Origin of the sequence: Pseudoalteromonas sp. B160 (assembly GCF_037162485.1) — a bacterium.
Classification (GTDB): domain Bacteria; phylum Pseudomonadota; class Gammaproteobacteria; order Enterobacterales; family Alteromonadaceae; genus Pseudoalteromonas; species Pseudoalteromonas rhizosphaerae.
Window position 1 is genome coordinate 2091718 of sequence record NZ_JARLUX010000001.1, and the last position, 24695, is coordinate 2116412.

The 24695-nt window shown below is 41.5% G+C and carries 12 protein-coding genes, 2 tRNA genes, 3 rRNA genes and 4 pseudogenes; 13 read left to right on the plus strand and 8 right to left on the minus strand.

Annotation, left to right across the window (positions count from 1 at the left end; genetic code table 11):
* Window positions 1-6 precede the first annotated feature (6 nt).
* Window positions 7-591, minus strand: coding sequence for a DNA-J related domain-containing protein (locus P4S61_RS09675; protein WP_145239905.1), 585 nt, complete (start codon window positions 589-591; stop codon window positions 7-9).
* A 79-nt stretch (window positions 592-670) separates the two neighbouring features.
* Here P4S61_RS09675 and P4S61_RS09680 point away from each other — a divergent pair, with 79 nt between their 5' ends.
* Window positions 671-3487: an ATP-binding protein gene (locus P4S61_RS09680; RefSeq protein WP_337118199.1), complete on the plus strand. Its 2817-nt coding sequence runs from the start codon at window positions 671-673 to the stop codon at window positions 3485-3487.
* 278 nt (window positions 3488-3765) lie between these two features.
* On the opposite strand, the gene rho is transcribed toward P4S61_RS09680, so the two are convergent.
* Both rho and trxA read right to left on the minus strand, forming a co-directional pair.
* Window positions 3766-5025 (minus strand): transcription termination factor Rho, encoded by a 1260-nt coding sequence (gene rho, locus P4S61_RS09685; protein ID WP_064666866.1) that lies wholly within the window; start codon window positions 5023-5025, stop codon window positions 3766-3768.
* A gap of 179 nt (window positions 5026-5204) precedes the next feature.
* Window positions 5205-5531: a thioredoxin TrxA gene (gene trxA / locus P4S61_RS09690; protein ID WP_145239901.1), complete on the minus strand. Its 327-nt coding sequence runs from the start codon at window positions 5529-5531 to the stop codon at window positions 5205-5207.
* Between the two features lie 90 nt (window positions 5532-5621).
* On the opposite strand from trxA, the pseudogene rhlB reads away from it, so the two are divergent.
* From rhlB to rrf, 7 genes and pseudogenes are all read left to right on the plus strand, one after another.
* Window positions 5622-6898 (plus strand): annotated as a pseudogene (gene rhlB, locus P4S61_RS09695) (ATP-dependent RNA helicase RhlB).
* A 47-nt stretch (window positions 6899-6945) separates the two neighbouring features.
* Window positions 6946-8440, plus strand: a pseudogene (gene gppA / locus P4S61_RS09700) (guanosine-5'-triphosphate,3'-diphosphate diphosphatase).
* A 533-nt stretch (window positions 8441-8973) separates the two neighbouring features.
* Window positions 8974-10515 (plus strand): 16S ribosomal RNA (locus P4S61_RS09705).
* Between the two features lie 76 nt (window positions 10516-10591).
* A tRNA-Ile gene (locus P4S61_RS09710) sits at window positions 10592-10668 on the plus strand.
* Window positions 10669-10780: 112 nt separating this feature from the next.
* Window positions 10781-10856, plus strand: a tRNA-Ala gene (locus P4S61_RS09715).
* Between the two features lie 306 nt (window positions 10857-11162).
* A 23S ribosomal RNA gene (locus P4S61_RS09720) occupies window positions 11163-14049 on the plus strand.
* 131 nt (window positions 14050-14180) lie between these two features.
* Window positions 14181-14295, plus strand: a 5S ribosomal RNA gene (gene rrf, locus P4S61_RS09725).
* The 16S, 23S and 5S rRNA genes sit together here with 2 tRNA genes alongside, the layout of an rRNA operon.
* A 163-nt stretch (window positions 14296-14458) precedes the next feature.
* Here rrf and P4S61_RS09730 read toward each other — a convergent pair.
* The 4 genes and pseudogenes from P4S61_RS09730 to uvrD all read right to left on the minus strand — a co-directional run bounded on the left by P4S61_RS09730 (window position 14459) and on the right by uvrD (window position 20686).
* A complete protein-coding gene (locus P4S61_RS09730; RefSeq protein WP_145242578.1) occupies window positions 14459-15307 on the minus strand; it encodes a chemotaxis protein in 849 nt (282 codons plus the stop codon).
* 66 nt (window positions 15308-15373) lie between these two features.
* Window positions 15374-16378 (minus strand): ABC transporter substrate-binding protein, encoded by a 1005-nt coding sequence (locus P4S61_RS09735; protein ID WP_337118895.1) that lies wholly within the window; start codon window positions 16376-16378, stop codon window positions 15374-15376.
* Between the two features lie 108 nt (window positions 16379-16486).
* Window positions 16487-18544, minus strand: a pseudogene (locus P4S61_RS09740) (GNAT family N-acetyltransferase); the annotation flags it as partial.
* Window positions 18522-20686 (minus strand): annotated as a pseudogene (gene uvrD / locus P4S61_RS09745) (DNA helicase II). The pseudogenes uvrD and P4S61_RS09740, both read right to left, overlap by 23 nt.
* A gap of 327 nt (window positions 20687-21013) precedes the next feature.
* Here uvrD and P4S61_RS09750 point away from each other — a divergent pair.
* The 3 genes from P4S61_RS09750 to P4S61_RS09760 all read left to right on the plus strand — a co-directional run bounded on the left by P4S61_RS09750 (window position 21014) and on the right by P4S61_RS09760 (window position 22526).
* Entirely contained in the window at window positions 21014-21238 is a 225-nt protein-coding gene (locus P4S61_RS09750) for a hypothetical protein (protein ID WP_145242571.1), read from the plus strand.
* A 111-nt stretch (window positions 21239-21349) separates the two neighbouring features.
* A complete protein-coding gene (locus tag P4S61_RS09755) occupies window positions 21350-21718 on the plus strand; it encodes a YacL family protein (RefSeq protein ID WP_145242569.1) in 369 nt (122 codons plus the stop codon).
* A 184-nt stretch (window positions 21719-21902) separates the two neighbouring features.
* Entirely contained in the window at window positions 21903-22526 is a 624-nt protein-coding gene (locus P4S61_RS09760; protein WP_145242567.1) for a dUTP diphosphatase, read from the plus strand.
* Here the strand turns inward: P4S61_RS09760 and yrfG are convergent.
* On the minus strand, window positions 22523-23173 hold the full coding sequence (yrfG, locus tag P4S61_RS09765) for a GMP/IMP nucleotidase (RefSeq protein WP_145242565.1): 651 nt from the start codon (window positions 23171-23173) through the stop codon (window positions 22523-22525). The two genes, P4S61_RS09760 and yrfG, sit on opposite strands and share 4 nt — an antisense overlap.
* Window positions 23174-23234: 61 nt before the next feature.
* Between yrfG and nudE the strand changes: the two genes are divergently transcribed.
* Both nudE and cysQ read left to right on the plus strand, forming a co-directional pair.
* Window positions 23235-23807 (plus strand): ADP compounds hydrolase NudE, encoded by a 573-nt coding sequence (nudE, locus tag P4S61_RS09770; protein WP_179959231.1) that lies wholly within the window; start codon window positions 23235-23237, stop codon window positions 23805-23807.
* On the plus strand, window positions 23800-24597 hold the full coding sequence (gene cysQ / locus P4S61_RS09775; RefSeq protein ID WP_145242561.1) for a 3'(2'),5'-bisphosphate nucleotidase CysQ: 798 nt from the start codon (window positions 23800-23802) through the stop codon (window positions 24595-24597). The genes nudE and cysQ overlap by 8 nt, the downstream gene beginning before the upstream one ends.
* Window positions 24598-24695: the final 98 nt, after the last annotated feature.

A 24695-nucleotide genomic window follows, 5' to 3' on the forward strand; every position in this document is an offset into this window, starting at 1 on the left:
TATTGCTTATGATGTTTTTGAGCAGCTTGCTCTAAGCTGCTCATATTCATTTTTTAACTGTTTAAACTGCTCTGCATTACCATGTTGTTTATCTGGATGATATTGTGTTGCCAACTGCCGCCAGCGCTTTTGCAATGCCTGCATAGAAAAATCGTCAGGTAATTCCCAGCGCTTTAATAATGTCTGGCGTTGTTGTTGATCAAGCGTATTTATTGTTGGTGATGCACGAAAAGTACGCCAAAAGTCATCTAACAGTGATTTAACTTCTGTTATCGAAGCATCGTAATTTTGCCAATCTAGATAGTACGTTTGTAATGAGTCATGCGCTGCAATAGTTATCTTATCTGGATTATCGGTGAGCTCTATATGTAAACTGGCTACCAATAAATATTGATTTGGCAACAGTTGTTGTTGCAGTTGATAAAGTGCATTCATAATTAAAAAGTTACGCTTAAACAGATCACGGTATGGATCTGTATCTAAGTTATTAACTACACCTCGCTTAGATAATTCCAACGCTAAAGTGTGAACCTTCCAAATGTGCTTCGTTAAAATTAACTCGAAAATCTCATCAATCAGTGGGTTAAGCATTGTTTACAGTCTAGTTATTGGTGTATCTTGACTAAACTATCATAGCTTCTACTGCTAACAAAATTCCAAGGAAAAAATTATGCTGGGTCAGTTTAAGCGCCTATTATTTATTTGCTCTATTAGTATGCTTGGCGTTTTTTCTCAATCAGGTAATGCTCAACAACAAGTAGCACTTTTTGAACAATTTAAAGTTACGGATGAATGGTCTGAAAAGCAGCTGTTAGCAACCCAGTTACTGTCTACACAATTATCAAATCAGCAACAAGTTGCTATTTATTCTGGTTTAGCTGAGCGTGCGTTTGAGTTGAGTAATTATCCCCAAGCATTGCATTATTATCAGTTGCTTGAGCAGCATAGTACATTTGAAAATCTGCCTGAGTTACATTTTCGAGCAATAAAAATGCAGGGCGTGGTGCAATATTTTCAAGGTTTATTACAACAAGCCATTATTGATTACAGCCGTGCGTTAAACTTAGCGGTACGTTTAAAGAGTCCATTAAAACAAGCCAACTTGCTAAGTAATATTGGCCTTGCATATTTTAATATGCACAACATGGAGCTTGCTTTAGATCATTACCAGCAGGCAAAAGCACTTTATGAAATAGATGGTAGCGCGCAAGACAAAGCTGATATTCTTCATAATATTGCGGGCATCTATATTCGTTTATCTAGCTATGATTCGGCACTCGAAATTTATCGCGAAGTGCTCGATGTATTTCAGCAATTGGGTGATGAAGAGGGGATTGCTCGTTCCTATGGCAATATGGGTGTTGCTTATACTGAGTCGGGTCAAAATCAATTAGCGTTGCACTATTACCAGCTCGCTTTACGCTATTATCAAAGTGTAAATGATGCCTATCAGTTATCTGTACAGCATACCAACTTAGCTAACATAAATTTAAAAATCGATGAGTTGGATGCTGCTTTGTATCACGCACAAGCAGCTCAAAAATACGCTCAGCAGATAGATAATCAATCCTTACGGTTAGCTTCTTTACATGTTTTAGCTAAAGTGCAATTAGTGATGGGGGATATTGATATTGCGGAGCAAAATTTACAACAATCAATATCACTAGCCAAAGAATATAAAGATGAATTGCGTATTAAAGACGGCTTAGGTATCGAGGCGTTATTAAGCGCTGGTGCCGGTGACTATAAGCGGGCTATTCATCTGCACCAACAGTTTGTTGATTATCAACGTAGCATAACCAGTGAAGAGGTCATGAAAGCGTTAAATGTATTTCAGTCTCAGTTTCAGTCGAACCAGTTAAACCAAGAAATTAAACAGCTTAAACAAGAGCGTAGCCTACAAGAATTAAAGATTGAAAAACGTTCACAGTTAACTATTTTACTGTCTATTGTGCTGATGTTGGTATTGATCTGTGCAGTTGTATTATATCGCCGTGCAATCGAAAAAAAGGCTAAAGCCCAATTAGAGCAAAAAGTTGAGCAACGTACTCAAGAATTACAATATGTGGCACAAGAGCTACGTGCCGCGAATCAAGTTAAGAGCCAGTTTTTGGCTAATATCAGCCATGAAATACGCACACCACTTACCGCTATTTTAGGGCAAACAGACGACTTATTGCATGGTTTATATCAGCCCCAGCAATTACAAACAGAATTGTTAGTTATTAAAAAACATAGCGATCATTTAAAAGATTTGATTAATGATGTGCTCGATATTAGTAAGATAGAAGCAAACCGTTTAGATTTACATGTTAGCGAGTTTGACCTCGTGGAGCTTGTTAATGATGTTTATGCTATGTCAAGTATGCAGGCTAAAAGTAAAGGTTTAACGCTGCTATTAGAAAATCACTTAGGCTCGAGTTATTGGACTAAGTTAGATATGATCCGCGTTAAGCAAATACTAATAAACCTACTGACTAATGCGATCAAATTTACCGAGCACGGCAGTGTTACTCTGGATATTAATCACACCGAACAAGGCGTATGCTTTAAAGTGATTGATACGGGGATTGGTATGAATACAGAGCAAATAAAAAACATTTTTGAATGTTTTCAACAAGGCGATAATACCATCACCCGCAGGTTCGGTGGTTCAGGACTTGGTTTGAGTCTTTCCCAGCAATTAGCAATTATGATGGGGGGTTATATTAGTGTTGAAAGTGAGCATGGTAAAGGCAGTGAGTTTATTTTTAATGTGCCATGTAAAGAGTATGCGCCAACCCTTATTGCTACCGACAACTCAAAACCAGCTGCAACTAAAGGTCTAGTTGGGCGAGTATTATTAGCAGAAGATCATCCCGACAATCGTAGACTAATAACGCGCTTTTTAAAGTCGATTGGCCTTGAAGTGATCTCAGTAAGTAATGGTGAGCAAGCAGTTGAACAGTGCCTCAGTGAATTTCCAGATGTTGTTTTATTAGATATACAGATGCCAGTAATGGATGGCCTTAGTGCATTTGAACTGTTACATAAGTGTGGTTTTAATAAACCTATTTTTGCGTTAACAGCTAATGCAATGAGTCATGAAATAGATAATTACTTAGCGATGGGATTTACTGGCTATTTAAGTAAGCCAATAGAAAAAGAAGCGTTTTATCAGGCACTCGCAGCGCATTTAAATAGTACCAGCACGCTACCTTTAGCTAATCCTGATATTAGCGATTTAGTGACGAGTTTTATTGCCAGCTTTGATGATGAAATAGCGTCACTTACACAGCACCTTGCAGCAAAGGACTATATTGCATTACAGCAAGATAGCCATCGTATCCTTGGTGCCGCACAGATATTTTCATTAACTGATGTAGCTAATGCAGCGATGTGCTTAGATAAATCACTCTTATCACAAAAACATAACCCCAGTAGTGATGCAGACGTAAAAGAATTAGTAGATGATTTGATTAAGCAGCTATCACAACAGCTGACTTAAAAGAGCGATATATAAGCTTAATGGGTCGTTACATTAAGGCTATAAGTTACTACTAACCAATAAGGCGAGTTGAGCGTTTTATTGAGTGGCATTACTGCGTGCTAGATTTAAATAATCGCAGTTTTAATATTTACTCAATACTGCGCAGTCTGATGATTTTCGTCTATAGGAAACAGAGCAAAGAGATTAATAAAACAAATTTATAATAGGAGTGAGATTTAGGGATAGGCAAAAAAAATGCCTGTATTAACAGGCATTTTAGAATCTAGTAAAGAGAATTATTGACGCTTCATCGAATCAAAAAATTCATCATTCGTTTTGCTCATAGAGAGTTTATCAATTAAAAACTCCATGGCATCAATTTCAGACATTTCATGAACTATTTTGCGTAAAATCCACATTTTTTGTAGTTCATCAGGTTTAGTCAGTAGCTCTTCGCGACGGGTACCTGAGCGGTTAAAGTCGATTGCAGGGAATACACGTTTTTCAGCAATCTTACGATTTAAGTGTAATTCCATATTACCAGTACCTTTAAACTCTTCGTAGATAACTTCATCCATCTTAGAGCCGGTATCGATAAGCGCAGTTGCGATAATAGTTAAACTACCGCCTTCTTCAACGTTACGCGCAGCACCAAAGAAACGCTTTGGTTTATGCAGGGCGTTAGCATCAACACCACCAGTAAGTACTTTACCTGATGAAGGAATTACCGTGTTATAAGCACGTGCTAAACGTGTGATTGAATCCAGTAAGATGATTACATCTTTTTTGTGCTCAACTAAACGTTTTGCTTTTTCAATTACCATTTCAGCAACTTGTACGTGACGGCTTGCTGGTTCATCAAACGTTGATGCAATAACTTCACCTTTTACTAGGCGTTGCATCTCAGTAACTTCTTCTGGACGCTCATCGATAAGTAGTACCATCAATGTCGCATCTGGGTGGTTATGGGTAATCGATTGCGCAATATTTTGTAGTAGCATTGTTTTACCCGCTTTAGGCGGTGCTACTAATAAACCACGTTGACCACGGCCAATTGGTGAGGCTAAATCAAGTACTCGAGCAGTAATATCTTCGGTGCTACCATTACCGCGTTCCATACGTAAACGTTCGTTTGCATGTAGCGGGGTAAGGTTTTCAAAAAGAATTTTCGTGCGAGAGTTTTCAGGTTTATCAAAATTTACTTCGTTTACTTTTAGTAATGCAAAGTAACGTTCACCGTCTTTAGGTGGACGTATGAGACCCATTATAGAATCACCAGTACGCATACTAAAACGACGAATTTGGCTAGGTGATATATAAATGTCATCAGGACCAGCAAGGTAAGAGGCTTCTGATGATCTTAAGAAACCAAAACCATCCTGTAAGATTTCTAATACACCACCGCCAAAAATGTTCTCTCCACTTTTGGCGTGGGCTTTAAGGATAGCAAAGATAATATCTTGCTTTCTTAAGCGGGCTACGTTTTCGAGCCCCATGGACTCAGCTAAGTCTACAAGTTCTTTGATCGACTTGTCTTTTAATTCGCGTAAATGCATATTGGTGGGTTCTTTATTACAGTTATCATGCTCATATAATCGATATTGATTAGTGAGAGAGGTTTGTTGGTAAACTAAGGATTAGTTGGCTTTATAAACTAGCAGGTCATTCGCTAGGCGTCCAGTCTTTATACAAAAAAATTAAAAAAAGGGCAGTTGCCCTTTTTTTAGGCATATTTTTAGATGTTGTTTTCTAAAAACTCAACAAGTTGAGTTTTAGAAAGTGCACCCACTTTAGTTGCCGCAACTTGGCCTTCTTTGAAAAGAAGTAACGTAGGGATACCACGAATACCAAATTTAGGTGGTGTGCCCGCATTTTGGTCAATGTTTAATTTACCGATTACAACACGGCCATCAAACTCTTCTGCCACTTCATTAAGAATTGGCGCGATCATTTTACACGGTCCACACCATTCTGCCCAAAAATCAACTAATACAGGCTTGTCTGATTGTAAAACGTCAGCTTCAAAGCCATCGTCAGTTAATTGAATAATTTTCTCGCTCATTGCGCTCTCCGATAAGTTAGGCGAATTATTTAATGCGTATTTAAACACTCTTGTTTCTTATTGCAAGTTTAAACGTTATGCTTAAACGCTATGACTAAGACACATTTGACCGATAAAAAGTTTTCAGACTTTGCTATTGCACCGGAAGTGGTTGCGGGTTAACCGAAAGTGGGTTTGAATATTGCACACCCATACAAGCTAAATGCCTACCTTTTATTTGTGATGGCCGCGACATTGCGGGTCAAGCACAAACAGGTACAGGCAAAACGTTGGCGTTTTTAACTGCCACGTGCCATCGGTTATTACAATCTAGCAAAGCACCTAGTAAACATCCAAGAGCCCTGATCATGGCCCCTACTCGGGAGCTTGCGATTCAGATCCACAAAGATGCAAAAATTTTAGCGCCACACTGTAATCTTAACTTAGGTTTAGTATATGGTGGCGAAGATTACGAAAAACAACGTGCACAATTAGAAAAAGGCGTTGATATTTTAATTGGCACCACAGGGCGCTTAATCGATTTATATAAACAAGGGTGTTACACCCTCAATGAAATCGAAGTAGTGGTACTTGATGAAGCCGATCGTATGTTTGATTTGGGTTTCATAAAAGACATTCGCTATATGTTCCGCCGTATGCCGGATACATCACAACGCCTTAATTTATTATTTTCAGCAACGTTATCGTATCGCGTTCAAGAACTGGCGTTTGAGCACATGACAAACCCAGAGCATGTACAAATTGAACCTGATGTGAAAACTGGCAAGCGCATTGTTGAAGAGTTATTTCATCCTTCTCAAGAAGATAAAGTTAAGCTGTTATTAACTTTGATTGAAGAAGAATGGCCTGAGAAAGCCATTGTGTTTGCAAATACTAAACATAGCTGTGAAACGGTTTATGCATGGTTAAAGTCTGATGGACACCAGGTGGGAATGCTCACTGGTGACGTAAATCAGAAAAAACGCCAATCAATTTTAGCGCAATTCTCTAAAGGTGATTTAGACTTCCTTGTGGCAACAGATGTTGCTGCTCGTGGCTTACATATCCCTGAAGTGAGTCATGTATTTAACTTCGACTTACCAGATGATTGTGAAGATTATGTTCATCGTATTGGCCGTACAGCACGCGCTGGGGCATCAGGTAAGGCAATTAGTTTTGCATGTGAGCAGTACGCATATAATCTTCATGAAATTGAAGAATACATAGAGCACAGCATTCCTTTATCACATTATGATAAAAGTGCATTGCTTGATGATTTAACTAAGCCTACTATTCAAAGAAAGCGTAATTATTCAACAGGCCCACGTAGTCGTAGTAACAACAGCGGACGTAGACCAAACAATAGTTACCAAAAAGCACGGTCGTAATTGCGACCGTCGTTATAGTCGTAGTAGTAACTAGAGGTTTTTGAACGGTGGGGCAACTTAAACCGCAAAAAAATGTTTATGCAGTAATTGATTTAGGATTCTAACAGTTTTCACATGTTGATCGCTAAGTCAATTGCTGGCGGCTTACAAACAATAGGCCGAGTTAAACGCAAAGTCAGATTAGCCGCAGGGCTAAATGATGATAATTTACTGAGCACAGAAGCAATGCAACGAGGCTGGGAATGTCTCGCACTATTTGCAGAGCGTCTTCAAGATATCCCTAAAAACAACATTACTATTGTTGCCACCGCTACTTTGCGCTTAGCAACGAATGCTGATGAATTTAAAATCAAAGCCGAGCAAATCCTTGCGCATAAAATTAATGTCATTAGTGGTGAGCTAGAAGCGCGCACTATTTATAAAGGCGTTGCGCATACATCTTCATGTAGTGGTCGCCAACTAGTAATAGATATTGGCGGTGCCAGTACTGAGGTAGTTATAGGTAAGGGATTCGACGCACTACATTATAAAAGCCTAAACATGGGCTGTGTTACCTACCTAGAACGTTACTTTAAAGACTGTAAACTCAATGACGCTAATTTCAATGCTGCTATTAAAGCCGCACGAGTAGTTATTGATGATATAGCGCCAAGTTATAAAGTGGCGGGTTGGGAGATTGCATCAGGTGCATCGGGTACTGTACAAGCTATCCAAGAAATTATGGTGGCACAATCACTCGATGAAACACTGAGTTTAGATAAACTCAATAAAATTAAAAAGCAATCGATCGCCTATGAGACCATCGCTGAGCTAGATTTACCTGGGCTTAGTGAAGAAAGACGTTTAGTTTTTGTGTCAGGGCTCGCTATTTTAATTGCTTTATTCGAAGCGCTTGAAATTGATAAAATGGGATTAGCAGGAGGCGCACTTCGTGAAGGTGTGCTTTATAGCATGATCCCTGAGTTTCATAATCATGATATTCGAAAGCGCACAGTTGATGGCCTGATGAGCCGTTATCATGTCGATCAAAAACAAGCGAACCGAGTTGCAGAACTCGCCAGTCACCTCGCAGCTCAAGTCAGCGAGCAGTGGCCACTATTCAACAATAGTGGCCTGCCTTTACTAAAAGCGATTGCGCAATTGCATGAGATTGGTTTGTTAATTGAGTATAAGCAATATCAAAAGCACACCGCTTATATTTTAGAAAACACCGATATGCCAGGCTTTTCACAATCGGAGCATAAAATTATTGCGGCTGTAGCGAATGCACATCGTTCAGATCTGCAAAAGAATGTTTTTGAGTATTTAGGCTGCCATGCTCAGCTTACTCAGTATGTAACACGGTTGCTTAGGATCGCAGTGATCTTATCAATGCGTCGCCAAGATGATGTATTACCAAAATTAGTATTAACTGTTAATAATGACGCTCTAACACTAATATTTGAAAATGATTGGCTAAAAGCGCACCCGCTAATGGCAAGTGAGCTCCAACAAGAGTCTAAACAGCAAGCAAAAGCTGGTTGGAAGTTTATTGTTAAGTAACAAAAGGGCTGTAAAAGCCCTTTTATTGTATTAAAAACCACCTTTATGCACTAAATTTGTTCGAACAGTCAATTAAATCAAAAAAGATCAAAAAAAGTGTTGATCTGTTTTTGGATCTCCCTATAATGCGACCCCACTGAGACGGGAAACGCCAACGCATAGCGAGGCACGAACAACTCAGAGAGTTAAATAAAACTTCGGTTTTAAATATTCGCAAGAAAGTTTAAAACTAAGTGTTGACTCGAAAAATAAAGGATGTATTATACGCATCCCTAGCGACAATGTCGCAACGTTCTTTAACAATATAAAGCAATCATCTGTGTGGGCACTCGTACAGATTGAGTTCTAACAGCCAAGCTTAGTTCGCTAAGCAAGGCAAAAAAATTTAGAGTCTCAATGTGATTTCTCGAAAGAGAAGCTGAGTGACCAACAGAAGTAACTTATTTATAAGTTGCTTCGGCACAGTCAATTCAATATCGAAAGATATTAAATAAATTCAGAATTCATTGAGCTGTCGAAAGACAAAAAACTTTTAATTGAAGAGTTTGATCATGGCTCAGATTGAACGCTGGCGGCAGGCCTAACACATGCAAGTCGAGCGGTAACAGAGAGTAGCTTGCTACTTTGCTGACGAGCGGCGGACGGGTGAGTAATGCTTGGGAATATGCCTTTTGGTGGGGGACAACAGTTGGAAACGACTGCTAATACCGCATAATGTCTACGGACCAAAGTGGGGGACCTTCGGGCCTCACGCCAAAAGATTAGCCCAAGTGGGATTAGCTAGTTGGTAAGGTAATGGCTTACCAAGGCAACGATCCCTAGCTGGTTTGAGAGGATGATCAGCCACACTGGGACTGAGACACGGCCCAGACTCCTACGGGAGGCAGCAGTGGGGAATATTGCACAATGGGCGCAAGCCTGATGCAGCCATGCCGCGTGTGTGAAGAAGGCCTTCGGGTTGTAAAGCACTTTCAGTAAGGAGGAAAGGGTAGTCTTTAATAGAGGCTATCTGTGACGTTACTTACAGAAGAAGCACCGGCTAACTCCGTGCCAGCAGCCGCGGTAATACGGAGGGTGCGAGCGTTAATCGGAATTACTGGGCGTAAAGCGTACGCAGGCGGTTTGTTAAGCGAGATGTGAAAGCCCCGGGCTCAACCTGGGAACTGCATTTCGAACTGGCAAACTAGAGTGTGATAGAGGGTGGTAGAATTTCAGGTGTAGCGGTGAAATGCGTAGAGATCTGAAGGAATACCGATGGCGAAGGCAGCCACCTGGGTCAACACTGACGCTCATGTACGAAAGCGTGGGGAGCAAACAGGATTAGATACCCTGGTAGTCCACGCCGTAAACGATGTCTACTAGAAGCTCGGAGCCTCGGTTCTGTTTTTCAAAGCTAACGCATTAAGTAGACCGCCTGGGGAGTACGGCCGCAAGGTTAAAACTCAAATGAATTGACGGGGGCCCGCACAAGCGGTGGAGCATGTGGTTTAATTCGATGCAACGCGAAGAACCTTACCTACACTTGACATACAGAGAACTTACCAGAGATGGTTTGGTGCCTTCGGGAACTCTGATACAGGTGCTGCATGGCTGTCGTCAGCTCGTGTTGTGAGATGTTGGGTTAAGTCCCGCAACGAGCGCAACCCCTATCCTTAGTTGCTAGCAGGTAATGCTGAGAACTCTAAGGAGACTGCCGGTGATAAACCGGAGGAAGGTGGGGACGACGTCAAGTCATCATGGCCCTTACGTGTAGGGCTACACACGTGCTACAATGGCGCATACAGAGTGCTGCGAACTCGCGAGAGTAAGCGAATCACTTAAAGTGCGTCGTAGTCCGGATTGGAGTCTGCAACTCGACTCCATGAAGTCGGAATCGCTAGTAATCGCGTATCAGAATGACGCGGTGAATACGTTCCCGGGCCTTGTACACACCGCCCGTCACACCATGGGAGTGGGTTGCTCCAGAAGTAGATAGTCTAACCCTCGGGAGGACGTTTACCACGGAGTGATTCATGACTGGGGTGAAGTCGTAACAAGGTAGCCCTAGGGGAACCTGGGGCTGGATCACCTCCTTATACGATTTAGAACTTATTTGTTCGTAGTGTCCACACAGATGATTGTTATTGTAAAGAGAACAAACACTTATTGTTTGGGTCTGTAGCTCAGTTGGTTAGAGCGCACCCCTGATAAGGGTGAGGTCGGTAGTTCAAATCTACTCAGACCCACCACTTCTTCTTAATACTGCGTTGTAAGCGTCGTTGTTTAGTGAACTAAACGGCCTCAACTTATGCCTTGTCTTAAAAAGAAGTCGGTATACAAACAATAAGTACCAGCATATGTGGGGCTATAGCTCAGCTGGGAGAGCGCCTGCCTTGCACGCAGGAGGTCAGCAGTTCGATCCTGCTTAGCTCCACCACTTACTTCTTAAAAATAAATATTCTTTTATCGGGCAGCATAATCGCCTGAGAATAGAGTGTGTTTAATTTTTAGAGGTTTTTGTATCTCTTGCTCTTTAAAAATTTGGAAAAGCTGATAATAAAATTCGTATGAATAACATTGTTATTTGTACAGAGTTTTCAAAAGTAAAAAAGAATGATAGCAGTATCATTCAGTGCCATTTAATGAACGTTTTACGTTTGTTGATTGGTATCTACTTTAGTATTCAATATTAACTTCTGGCGAAGTTAAACTGTCACGAAACAAAGACCCGTTTGGGTTGTATGGTTAAGTGACTAAGCGTACACGGTGGATGCCTTGGCAGTTGGAGGCGATGAAGGACGTATTAACTTGCGATAAGCCTAGTCAAGCTAGTAAAAAGCACTTGAGACTAGGATTTCCGAATGGGGAAACCCACCTGCTTGCAGGTATCGTTAACTGAATACATAGGTTAACGAGGCGAACGCGGAGAACTGAAACATCTAAGTACCCGTAGGAAAAGAAATCAACCGAGATTCCGAAAGTAGCGGCGAGCGAAATCGGAACAGCCCTTAAGCTTAATTGGTGTTAATGGAAGGCTCTGGAAAGTGCCACGATACAGGGTGATAGTCCCGTACATGAAAATCCCTTTTAAGTGAAATCGAGTAGGTCGGAGCACGTGAAACTTTGACTGAATATAGGTGGACCATCATCTAAGGCTAAATACTCCCAACTGACCGATAGTGAACCAGTACCGTGAGGGAAAGGCGAAAAGAACCCCTGTGAGGGGAGTGAAATAGAACCTGAAACCGTGTACGTACAAGCAGTAGGAGCCCACTTGTTGGGTGACTGCGTACCTTTTGTATAATGGGTCAGCGACTTATATTTTGTAGCGAGGTTAACCGAATAGGGTAGCCGTAGGGAAACCGAGTCTTAACTGGGCGACTAGTTGCAAGGTATAGACCCGAAACCCGGTGATCTAGCCATGGGCAGGTTGAAGGTTGAGTAACATCAACTGGAGGACCGAACCCACTAACGTTGAAAAGTTAGGGGATGACCTGTGGCTAGGAGTGAAAGGCTAATCAAACCGGGAGATAGCTGGTTCTCCCCGAAATCTATTTAGGTAGAGCCTCGGACGAATACTTACGGGGGTAGAGCACTGTTAAGGCTAGGGGGTCATCCCGACTTACCAACCCTTTGCAAACTCCGAATACCGTAAAGTAATATCCGGGAGACACACGGCGGGTGCTAACGTCCGTCGTGAAGAGGGAAACAACCCAGACCGCCAGCTAAGGTCCCAAAGTCATAGTTAAGTGGGAAACGATGTGGAAAGGCCCAGACAGCCAGGAGGTTGGCTTAGAAGCAGCCATCCTTTAAAGAAAGCGTAATAGCTCACTGGTCGAGTCGGTCTGCGCGGAAGATGTAACGGGGCTAAACTATGCACCGAAGCTGCGGATTCAGAATTTATTCTGAGTGGTAGGGGAGCGTTCTGTAAGCGGTTGAAGGTGTACCGGGAGGTATGCTGGACGTATCAGAAGTGCGAATGCTGACATGAGTAACGATAATGCGGGTGAAAAACCCGCACGCCGGAAGACCAAGGGTTCCTATCCCATGTTAATCAGGGTAGGGTAAGTCGACCCCTAAGGCGAGGCCGAAAGGCGTAGTCGATGGGAAACGGATTAATATTTCCGTACTTGGTATAATTGCGATGGGGGGACGGAGCAGGCTAAGCAAGCATGGCGTTGGTAGTCCATGTGAAAGTGAGTAGGCTAGTGACTTAGGTAAATCCGGGTTGCTGTTAGGCTGAGACACGAGACGAGTCACTAAGGTGATGAAGTTGCTGATGCCATACTTCCAGGAAAAGCCTCTAAGCTTCAGATTATACCGAATCGTACCCCAAACCGACACAGGTGGTCAGGTAGAGAATACTAAGGCGCTTGAGAGAACTCGGGTGAAGGAACTAGGCAAAATCGTACCGTAACTTCGGGAGAAGGTACGCTCCGATTGGTGATGGGATTTACTCCCTAAGCTGATTGGAGCCGCAGTGACCAGGTGGCTGGGACTGTTTATTAAAAACACAGCACTGTGCAAAATCGCAAGATGACGTATACGGTGTGACACCTGCCCGGTGCCGGAAGGTTAATTGATGGGGTTATCTTCGGAGAAGCTCTTGATCGAAGCCCCGGTAAACGGCGGCCGTAACTATAACGGTCCTAAGGTAGCGAAATTCCTTGTCGGGTAAGTTCCGACCTGCACGAATGGTGTAACCATGGCCACGCTGTCTCCACCCGAGACTCAGTGAAATTGAAATCGCAGTGAAGATGCTGTGTACCCGCGGCTAGACGGAAAGACCCCGTGAACCTTTACTACAGCTTGGCACTGAACATTGAACCTACATGTGTAGGATAGGTGGGAGACTTAGAAGCAGAGACGCTAGTTTTTGTGGAGTCGTCCTTGAAATACCACCCTTGTAGTTTTGATGTTCTAACGTTGGCCCCTGAATCGGGGTTACGGACAGTGCCTGGTGGGTAGTTTGACTGGGGCGGTCTCCTCCCAAAGAGTAACGGAGGAGCACGAAGGTTGGCTAAGTACGGTCGGACATCGTACGGTTAGTGTAATGGTAGAAGCCAGCTTAACTGCGAGACAGACACGTCGAGCAGGTACGAAAGTAGGTCATAGTGATCCGGTGGTTCTGAATGGAAGGGCCATCGCTCAACGGATAAAAGGTACTCCGGGGATAACAGGCTGATACCGCCCAAGAGTTCATATCGACGGCGGTGTTTGGCACCTCGATGTCGGCTCATCACATCCTGGGGCTGAAGTCGGTCCCAAGGGTATGGCTGTTCGCCATTTAAAGTGGTACGCGAGCTGGGTTTAGAACGTCGTGAGACAGTTCGGTCCCTATCTGCCGTGGGCGTTTGAGAATTGAGAGGGGTTGCTCCTAGTACGAGAGGACCGGAGTGAACGAACCGCTGGTGTTCGGGTTGTCATGCCAATGGCATTGCCCGGTAGCTACGTTCGGAACTGATAAGCGCTGAAAGCATCTAAGCGCGAAGCAGGCCTCGAGATGAGTTCTCACTAGAGCTATAAGCTCTCTGAAGGGCCGTTGAAGACTACAACGTTGATAGGCAAGATGTGGAAGCATAGTGATATGTTAAGCTAACTTGTACTAATTACCCGTGAGGCTTAACCATACAACGCCAAACGCGTTTTATGTGATAGTTGATAGCGCAAGAAGTTAATAGACTAAAGTAGATTTACTGAAAACTTTATTATCAGAATTCCAAATTTCAGTTAATTGCTAACGCGATTAACACCAAATTTGCTTGGTAACAATAGCGTTTTGGACCCACCTGACCCCATGCCGAACTCAGTAGTGAAACGAAACAGCGCCGATGATAGTGTAGCATTTGCTATGTGAAAGTAGGACATTGCCAGGCTCCAAATTGAGAAAGCCGCTTCAGAAATGAAGCGGCTTTTTTACGTCTGTAGGAAAGCTAATGGCTTCGAGCCGTCAGTGTTAACCTTTGACATGTGTGCGCCATTTTTAATCTTGAGAAACTAGCGCCCTTTAAAAGGAACTGCTATCTAGAAAATGCACTTCTAAAACAACCCATATTCAGCTGTTTCTTCAGCATGTTGATGCATTAAGTGATCAGGTCTAAAGATTGCACTTGGGTCTATGAGTACGCTATGTTTATGCTCAAGTTTTATTAATCCTCGCATCATATTTTTGGTCTGCGGGTCAATGTCAAAACCTACATCTGTTAGCTTATCTAAAGGCTTGATATCTTCTTTTTTATAACTGATATTATCCTCGACTTTATCAACAAGTAGTCCTATATGTGGGTTTCTACCATCTTTAGTTGTGAAAATGATGATTGGTTTATAATCTAAAATAATTTGTTCTTTGGCTGATTCGAACAGTCTAATTAATTGCATAAAATTGCTGTTTCGCTCAATATTTAGGTCAATAAGAGCTTGCTTTGGATTGCCTTTTTTTACTAGTTCAATTAGCTTATTAGCACGACTATACAAGCGTGCATGAGGGATCTTAAATCGTTCTATAATTGCTTTAAGATCTTCATTTTCGGTTTTAAAGCTGCTGTACCATTTTGCAAAGTTAGATTGCTGAATGTCAGTGTTGTGGTTAAAAGGTTGATTTTGGTTAATGCTATTTTCAAGTGCGAAAAACCATTCGTGTTGTTTTTGTTCCCACTCACTAAATAAATTCACTAATGATAAGTTGGTATCTTGTGTTGATTGTTTGTTGAGAATAATACCTAGATCAAATATTGGAGTGGGGGTTTCCATATAGTCTTTAACGCCAATAAAACTTTTATTGTCGTTAGGTAATGAGGTTAAATTATCTTCAAAGCGTTCAGTTAAAAGTATGTCGAGAATTTTTAATGAAATTGTTTTCTGGCCTACTCTAAAATTAATTAAGTCCATAGTGTCCTCACTTCCTAAATATATAGCTTAATAATAGAACATTATTTAGAAAGCGCAGCTATTTTGTTAAAACACAGAGCGATAGACAGTATGCTTATTTTTATCAGTTTTATTGATGAATAACGCGTTTATTTGTTTATCTTCACTAAAAATAATATTTAGGCGCTGCATTAAACAATTATGTTGCAGTGGTTGCGGGCAGCGTTGTGCTGCGGCGCTAAACACCATTGCATTGAGATAGCCTTCAAAGTGCAGACGACTAGGTGTGCTAACTTGCGCTGCAACCATATCTTTGAAGAATTCAGTGCACCAATAAGCGTTACATTTATTAGGGTTAGGGAATACTTCGGTCGCCATAAGTTTACTGGGGTATTTTAGGCGAGCAAATAAGTCATTGCTTGAGGCAAAAGATATACTGGTGTAGTCAGGCATAAACTGTTGTTCATATGCGCTATTTATAAATTCAGATAATGGTTTGTATGTGCCGACTAAGCAAATGGCAGTAGCACCGCTGGCTTTTAGTGCTTTGAGAGCATCCTTAATATCATTACTATTTCGTTGATAGCGAGCGACTTTAACTGGCTTTAGATTGTGTTTGGCGAGCGATTCTCGCAATCCAGATTCTACTACAAGACCAAATTCATCTGCTTGAATTAAAAACCCAATACGTGTGTGATTGTTTTCTTCGACTAGGTATTTTATTTGCTCGTCAGCTTCATCATCGTAGCTAGCTCTTATGTTGAATACATTAATTGTTGGCTGATAATGCAAAAATTTAGCGCCGCTATAAGGCATTAAATATGGAATTTGCAGTTGTTCAAGGATTGGTAAAACAGCAAAGCTTGTTGGAGTTCCCATTGCACCGAATAGCGCATCTACTTTGTCTTGATAAATAAAGCGACGAGTATTGCTTACTGCGCGTTTTGGTTCATAACCATCGTCGGCGACTATTAATTCTACGTGTGCTCCGTTGATACCTCCGTTTTTATTTAGCTTGTTAAAATAGATATTACTACCTAGGTAAAGTTGTTCACCAATTTGTTTGGCAGGTCCTGTTAACGCGGTAGACATGCCTAATTTTATCGCTGGCTTGTTCTCGGCATAGGCGAAATTGCTATGTGAAAATGAAAAGAAGAGAAGAACGCTAAGGTAATTTTTAAGTAAGTATTGTTCATACCAATTAGTAACAGCCTGTTTGAATAGTTTATCGAGTGATTTTTTACCACGGATCTGTAAAACTATTTGTGCCTTTTGTGATGACCAGTTTTGTAATATTAGTCTAATAAAAAGACATTTGGTATTTTCATCGCAATTAGATAAGCTGCTTGGTGTGCACCAAAGTGTCCGCCACAATAAAGGTTTGATGGTAAAAATTTGGTAATCTGTTGTTAGTAATGCAGCTAGACGTGTATCTTGGATGTTATCAGCGTTATGTTGAGCACAGTCACGCAGTACTTGTTCGACTAATTGTTGATCTAACTGATTGAAATGATCAAGTAGTTGCAATGCAAAGTCTGATTGAAAATCAGTTTTCAGATTTTTAATTAGCGAGCTGCGATCAGTTAAACTTTTAGCCACAAGAGCTGCATGTTCTGCAGTCGCTTTATCTTGCATAAAGCCTAGTTTAACTAAACTAAACCCCGCCATTTGCCAAAACTTGAGTAGGCTCGCATTAGCGCCAAAGCTGGCTCCAAACCAGTCACAGCTCGATGCTAGTTGCTGTTCACAATGAGCAATAAGTTGTGAACCAATACATTTACTATGCTGTGATGGAGCTACAGCAATGCGCACAACACGAGCACACAACCTTGTTAGTACGTCAGCATTAGCACTTAACTGTGCTAATGTTTGCGCCATCAAATGCCCCTGTGGGCGACGTTGACCACTAACAACCTGTTGACTCAAGTCTGCGGTTAAACCGCCTTCAATTGCAATTAGGCATACTGCAATAATAACGCCTTGTTGCTGACATACAAAGATGCGTTGCTCTGTCGCGTCGAGTAAGTGGCGCAAGTCATTCACGCTAGTTTGATAATGCGCTAATGCTAATAGCCCAATGACTTGACGCAGTAGTGCTTCATTTTCAGCAAGGTGTTGGGGAGTCAGTTCAGAATAGAGCAGAGCGCTGGTGTCTAGCGTAATATCTTGATAATCGGCGTCAAGTGCTAACAAATTACAAATATGCTGTTCTAGCGGATCATTCGCTGCGAAGCGAATTGGTTGCTCTAGAGTAACACTATGCATATTTTTATAATGTTGCTCTAGGTAACGTTTGAATTTTAAAGTATACCCGCGGCCATTCCCTTCATAACCTACCATAGTGCTGGCAAATATAATGCGGGGATAATGCGTGAGCATTTTAATTAATAATGGTACTGGGATCGCAGCAGCTTCATCAACCAACAATACATCACAGTCAGGTAGTTCATTTAGTAATTGATCGGGTGCAATATAATGCAAGTTGGCGAGTTGTTTATCCCGAGTTTGATAGCTTAATCCTCGTGCTGCGGCAAAGTGTTTAAAACAGCTGTGTAGGGCGTTAAACTGCTGTGCACAAATGAGTATTTTTTTATCGTTAAGTGTTGCAGTAGCAAGCCCTAAAGCCGCCGATTTTCCGCGGCCACGATCTGCGCTGATCAATAAAGGGCGATTGGCTCTACCGTTGGCAGTTCTAATGATTTGCTCGATGCAAAATTGCTGTTCAGTTAGGTTTATTTTACCTGCTAGCTGGCTTGTTTCTGGTAACGTTTGCCAGCCTGATTGTTGGCTCAGGTGCAGATACAAATTACTCTGGAGTAAGCATGCCAAGCGTTGGTTAAAATAACTCTGCTGTTGTTGTTGAGCAAATGATTGAAAGGCGGCCAGTGCTGGGTCACACCAATAGTGTAAATCATCAAGTTCTGGCAACAATACAATAAATAAACCGCCAGCCTGAACAGTGCCACTAAGAGCAGCAAATTTGTCTGGCACTAAGCCACTAAAACCGTCATAAATAACATGCTGAAATTCTTGGCCAAGAATTTGATGAGTATGTTCAGGCCAGCTACTGTCAGTGAGTTCGCCACTAGTTGATAATACCTTAACAAGCGGATGGCAAAGTTGCTTTAGTAACTCATTAGCCTGTTGATAACACCAGTTTTGTTCGCCAGTAATGAGTAGCAATTGCCTATGTTTAGCATAGGCAATTTGCGGTAGGATATTACTTATTAACGAGTTAAATGGCTTGTAGTCGTGCATAAACAGTTACTAACCACTTACTACCAAAGTCATCAAAATTCACTTGTACGCGAGATTGAGCGCCACTGCCTTCGTAATTAATAACCGTTCCCATACCAAATTTTGCATGTAATACGTGTTGTCCTAAGCTAAAGCCACTTTCTTCAAATACGGCATGACTTACTGATGAGCTAAATCGTCCTGCTGCGGGTGGTCGCGATACTTGAGTTTTAATACGAATTTCTTCAATACAATCTTCAGGCATTTCACGTAAAAAGCGTGATGGACTGTGGTACTTTTCTTGACCATAAAGACGGCGGCTCTCGGCATGGCTAATATAGAGTTTTTCCATGGCGCGAGTCATGCCGACATAACAAAGACGACGCTCTTCTTCTAACCGACCTGATTCTTCATTACTTTGTTGAGATGGGAACATGCCTTCTTCAACACCAACCATAAATACGAGTGGAAACTCTAAGCCTTTCGCTGAGTGCAACGTCATCATTTGCACTGCATCTTCATGTTCTTCAGCTTGACCATCACCGGATTCCAGTGAGGTATAAGCCAAGAATCCTTGCAGTGGTGAGCTAAACTCTTCATCTTCCGGGAGTTCGTATTGGCCACAGGCGCTGATCAGCTCTTCTAAGTTTTCTACCGGGCGCGGCCCTTTTCGCCTTTTTCTGCTTGGTACATCGCCATTAAACCAGATGTTTGAATAGCGTATTTCGCTTGCTCTTCTAAAGTGAGATCACCAATTTTATCTTCAATATGTTCTACCAGTTCAACAAACTTAGTAACAACCGTCGCCGCACGTCCTGATAAATGTTGTTGTTCTACGATGGCTTTGGCGGCGTACCATAATGGCAATGATTCGCTACGCGCACAATCGCGAATATGGCTTAAGGTTTTATCGCCAATGCCACGAGCAGGAGTGTTAATCACTCGCTCAAATGCAGCATCATCCTGACGATTACCTACGAGCCGTAAATATGCCAGCGCATCTTTAATTTCCTGACGTTCAAAGAAGCGCATACCGCCGTAAATGCGGTACTTCAAGCCTTCTTGTAACATGGCTTCTTCAAGTACCCGCGATTGCGCGTTACTACGATATAAAATCGCCGCATCTTGTAGGGCATTACCAGCGTTTAACCAGCTGCGTAATTTGCTGCTTACAAAGCGCGCTTCGTCTAATTCGTTAAAAGCGGCATAAACAGAAATAGGTTCACCATCATTGCCATCAGTCCAGAGGCTTTTACCCATTCGGTCTGAGTTATTTTGAATAAGTGCATTGGACGCTTTTAGAATAGTGGCAGTAGAGCGATAGTTTTGTTCAAGGCGAATAGTTTCGGCTTTAAAATCGGTCAAAAAGCGCTTAATGTTTTCAATTTTAGCACCACGCCAACCGTAAATACTTTGGTCATCATCACCTACGATCATGATGCTGTTGGTATCGCCGGCTAATAATTTAAGCCATGCATATTGAATGGTGTTGGTATCTTGAAACTCGTCTACTAGCATATGGGCAAAACGTTGCTGGTAGTGACGTAGTAAGGTTGGATTATTTTTTAGTACTTCAAAACTACGTAATAAGATTTCGGCAAAATCAACTAATCCGGCTCGATCACATGCTTCTTGATAAGCGGTGTAAACTTTAAGCATCATTTGTTCGTTGATGTCGTAAGCTTGGATATCTTTGGGGCGCAGACCTTCATCTTTCTTGGCGCTGATATACCAGCCAAACTGTTTTGCAGGCCATTTTTTGTCATCAATATTCATGGCTTTTAATAAGCGTTTGATCATTCTAAGTTGATCATCAGAGTCTAAAATTTGAAACGCTTCTGGTAAGTTTGCTTCGCGATGGTGGGCGCGCAATATACGGTGTGATAAGCCATGGAAAGTACCAATCCACATACCACCTACTGGTGCTTGAAGGGCTTGTTCAACGCGCGTGCGCATTTCTTTAGCTGCTTTATTGGTAAAGGTTACTGCAAAAATACTATAAGCGGAGGCTTGCTCAACCTGCATTAACCATGCGATACGATGAACGAGTACTCGAGTTTTCCCAGAGCCTGCGCCAGCAAGCACCAGCATATTTTGGAGTGGGGCTGCAACTGCATCCCGTTGTTTATCATTTAAACCGTCGAGTAATTCTGAAACGTCCATCATCACGCCTTTTCAATCAATATTAAAAGCAGTATAACAGGTGTTTTTGTTAGGCTAAATAAAATACTGTTTTTATAACCAGTTAATTTAATACATAGTCTAAAGGCTTTAAAAACTTAATGATTCATTTATAGTCATTTTTTAGCTAAGCTAGATCAAGGGTGTGAAGTGATATCGCCAATTTGACTTATATTTAGTAAAAATCACGATTTTAGCTAGTTCTTCGTATTACCGTTGATTTTAACATATTGATTTTTAATAACTAAATAATTGGCATGAAGAATGTAAGTAGATAAGAATAAAATTAAATTAATAATTGAGGTTAACATGGCAGAGCAAGGTTCAGGCGGTAATGTTATCGCAGCGATTTGTAATATATTTTTCCCAGGTTTAGGGCAGTTAGTTCAAGGCCGGATCATGGCGGCAATTGGTTTCTTCCTAGCGTGGGTTATTAGTGGCGCGCTTATTTATGTTGCGATTGGTTTTATATTACTGCCGATCGTCTATATTTGGGCAATCATTGATGCCGCGCGGTTTAGATCTTATCGGTAGCTGTATCACTTCAAAGAATAGCGCTTTTTAGCGCTATTTTTGTCACTGGCTTTATTTATTCAGCACTGACTAGGGTATAATCCCGATCATTAGTTGTATTTAGGTAAAGTTATGGAATACCAATTTATACGCGATCCAATAAGTGGCTTGCGGATTAAAATTAGCAGTGAACATGCGGTTATTGGCCGTTGGTTAAATGAAGAGATCGGCAAAGACAAAATTGCTATGGTACAAGCTTTAATAGCCTCAGTATCAAGTAGTTTTGAGCCGTTAACGCTACAGGGCCAAGAAATTGATTTGATCTTAAATAAAGATGAAGCCATTTTTGAAGCCCATGCCTTGCACCAAGACTCTGAAGATTTATTTGCTTATCAAGATGATGAGCTTATGCTCGAGGAAAATGGTTTAAGTAGTGGCTGTGGTTTTGAAGATTTTGTTGATCTGATTAATTCATGGCAAGAATTTACTACAGGTAGGTAGCCGTCAGTTTTCAGTTAGCAAAATATCCTCGGGTGCCGCGTAATGAAATGCCCTTAGCTATATTGGCAATATTTGTGTTAGCGACCTCTGCGTATTAACCACAATCAGCACGTAGAATCGATTTCATCGAAGAGTATTTATCTGTATTATTAACTACAATTAAAAAATAGTAACCGGAAGAGATATGTCTGCCAATTTAAATAAACTAGTGGTGATGCTAGAAATGCAAAATGCCATGAACACCAAAGTTCATGATCAATGGTTTAGCCAAGGCTTTGAATGGTATCGCGCTATTTGGGTTGAATGCGCTGAAATGCTTGATCATTACGGTTGGAAATGGTGGAAAAAGCAAACTCCAGATACCGAGCAAGTTATTTTAGAATTGGTTGATATTTTTCACTTCGGTTTATCGTTACGCATTGATGGTGAGACCAGTTATTTAGATCTTGCTAAGCAGTTGGAACAACAGTTAAGTGCACCGCAACAAGCTGATGATTTCAAACAAACGTTAGAAATTCTCGCCGCGTCAGCCGTCGCTGAGAAAACCTTTAACGCCGCAGCCTTCGCTGGATGTATGGCGCTAATAGGTATGGATATTGATGATTTATATCGAGGCTATGTAGGTAAAAATACGCTTAATTTTTTCCGCCAAGATCATGGTTATAAAGATGGTAGCTACATTAAAGAATGGCATGGCAAAGAAGATAACGAGCATTTAGTTGAGGTCGTTAAAAGCCTGAATACGGAACATGCTGATTTTGCAAAGCTTGTATATCAAGGCTTAGAGGCTCGCTACCCTAAAAATTAAGGCAGCATGTCACGAAAATCAGTGACGCTCAAATAGTCACTGATTTCATTGTGCGGTTGTTTACTATCTGGGTTTGCAACCGCCAATAAATGGCCAATACCATATTCTTTTGCGGCGTTTAGTACCGCTAAACTGTCGTCAACGAACAGCGTACGCTGCTTATCAAAACCTAAATCGAGTTGTACTTGCTGCCATAAGCTTTGCTGCTCTTTACTCACACCATATTGATGAGTCGACACCACACCATCTAAATAGTTATCAATATTGGTTTTTTCAAACTTGAGCATGACACTTTCCGGGTGTGCGTTGGTAAGTAAAATCAACTCTTTACCCGCTTTTCGCAACGATGTTAAAAATGCAGGTACATCCTCACGCATTTTAATGAGGTGCTGATGCTGATATTTTAGCTCCATAATAGGTAAATTAAGTTGTTGTTCCCAGTAATCTAAGCAATACCATTGGATTTGACCGCTAACGGCTTGATAGCGTTTTAATATATCCGCTTGGGCTTGTGCCAAACTAATATTCTTTGCGATAGCGAGTTGCTCAGGGATCACTGTCAGCCAAAAGTGATTATCAAAATGGAGATCGAGCAAAGTGCCATCCATATCTAGCAGCACAGTATCGATTTTTGACCAATTTAACATAGGAATTTCATCTTATAGGGTTTATTATTGAACTAACTGCCATGATAGCAAATTAATGCCAATGACACAGAAAAAGCACCCAACACCACCACAAATTCTTCGCACCGAAGTTGTTGCTAAAAGCCGATTATTTACGGTGGAATCACTTGAATTAAAATTTTCAAATGACGAACAGCGTCAATACGAACGGATCCGCGGCGGTGGCCGAGGGGCTGTAATGATAGTGCCGTTAACAGCTGATAATGAATTACTGTTAGTACGAGAATATTGTGCTGGCACTAATGATTATCAACTAGGCTTCCCAAAAGGCTTAATTGATCCTGGTGAAACACCAGAACAAGCAGCAAACCGAGAATTAAAAGAAGAAGTTGGCTTTGGTGCTGAGCAACTTCAGCCACTTAAAGTGGTTTCAATGGCACCCAGTTACTTTAATGCGACTATGCACATATTGTTTGCGCAACAACTTTATCCGCAAACTTTAGTTGGGGACGAGCCAGAACCATTAGTGGTTGTTAAGTGGCCATTAACCGATTGGCAGTCATTATTACAACAATCAGACTTCACCGAAGCACGAAGCGTTGCAGCTTTGCTATTATTAACTAAGCATTTAGAATCAGGAGCTGCGAATGATTGAATTACTTGAGCCATGTATTGAGCTTGCGCAAAGCGCTGGTGCTGCGATTATGGCTATTTACAAGAAAGATGATATTGGCCAGCAAGAAAAGTCAGATCACACACCTGTCACTAAAGCCGATTTAGCCGCTAACGATGTGTTAGTTGCTGGATTAAAAGCACTAGCGCCAGATATTCCTATTATGTCAGAAGAAACACCAATCCCTGCTTTAGCGGATAGGCAAGATTGGCAGCGCTATTGGTTACTCGATCCAATGGACGGTACCGGTGAGTTTATTTTAGAAAGCGGCGACTTTGCGGTAAATATCGCTTTGATTGAAAACAATCGCCCAGTGCTTGGGGTGATTTATTGGCCAGCGAAAGAGACAACTTACTTTGCCAGTTATCAAAATGGTGCATTTAAGCGTGTCGATGGCGTAGAGCAGCAGATCAATGTTGCCACTCCAGATAACTTAACTTTGGCTGTTAGTCGTCGTCAAAAAATTGAAGCTGTTAGTCAATACTTGAACGCGCAGTTTACAACAGTTGCTGTAGGTTCATGCTCTTTAAAAGCATGTATTGTTGCTGAGGGTAAAGCTGACTGTTTTTTACGGATAGGGCCAACAGGTGAGTGGGATACGGGAGCATCGCAAATAATTGTTGAAGAAGCAGGTGGCTGTATTACTGATGCTGAATTTAATCCATTAACCTACAATCAGCGTGAGAGTACAGAGAACCCTGACTTTATAGTGATGGGTCACCCTGATTGGGAGTGGCAAAAAATGATCAGTCCACACCAAAGAGCGCTTTAATTACTCTGTTTGTTTGCTTTTTGTTCGGTTGAACAGCTTTAAGCAGTTTAACTGTTGCATTATAATATGATTCCTATACTATAGCGCTCTCTTCGAAA

What these genes read in the sequence shown, in the direction of transcription:
- P4S61_RS09675 (WP_145239905.1), bottom strand. Translation starts at nt 591, where the DNA reads ATGCTTAACCCACTGATTGATGAGATTTTCGAGTTAATTTTAACGAAG.
- P4S61_RS09680 (WP_337118199.1), top strand. Translation starts at nt 671, where the DNA reads ATGCTGGGTCAGTTTAAGCGCCTATTATTTATTTGCTCTATTAGTATG.
- rho (WP_064666866.1), bottom strand. Translation starts at nt 5,025, where the DNA reads ATGCATTTACGCGAATTAAAAGACAAGTCGATCAAAGAACTTGTAGAC.
- trxA (WP_145239901.1), bottom strand. Translation starts at nt 5,531, where the DNA reads ATGAGCGAGAAAATTATTCAATTAACTGACGATGGCTTTGAAGCTGAC.
- P4S61_RS09730 (WP_145242578.1), bottom strand. Translation starts at nt 15,307, where the DNA reads ATGGACTTAATTAATTTTAGAGTAGGCCAGAAAACAATTTCATTAAAA.
- P4S61_RS09735 (WP_337118895.1), bottom strand. Translation starts at nt 16,378, where the DNA reads ATGTCTACCGCGTTAACAGGACCTGCCAAACAAATTGGTGAACAACTT.
- P4S61_RS09750 (WP_145242571.1), top strand. Translation starts at nt 21,014, where the DNA reads ATGGCAGAGCAAGGTTCAGGCGGTAATGTTATCGCAGCGATTTGTAAT.
- P4S61_RS09755 (WP_145242569.1), top strand. Translation starts at nt 21,350, where the DNA reads ATGGAATACCAATTTATACGCGATCCAATAAGTGGCTTGCGGATTAAA.
- P4S61_RS09760 (WP_145242567.1), top strand. Translation starts at nt 21,903, where the DNA reads ATGTCTGCCAATTTAAATAAACTAGTGGTGATGCTAGAAATGCAAAAT.
- yrfG (WP_145242565.1), bottom strand. Translation starts at nt 23,173, where the DNA reads ATGTTAAATTGGTCAAAAATCGATACTGTGCTGCTAGATATGGATGGC.
- nudE (WP_179959231.1), top strand. Translation starts at nt 23,235, where the DNA reads ATGACACAGAAAAAGCACCCAACACCACCACAAATTCTTCGCACCGAA.
- cysQ (WP_145242561.1), top strand. Translation starts at nt 23,800, where the DNA reads ATGATTGAATTACTTGAGCCATGTATTGAGCTTGCGCAAAGCGCTGGT.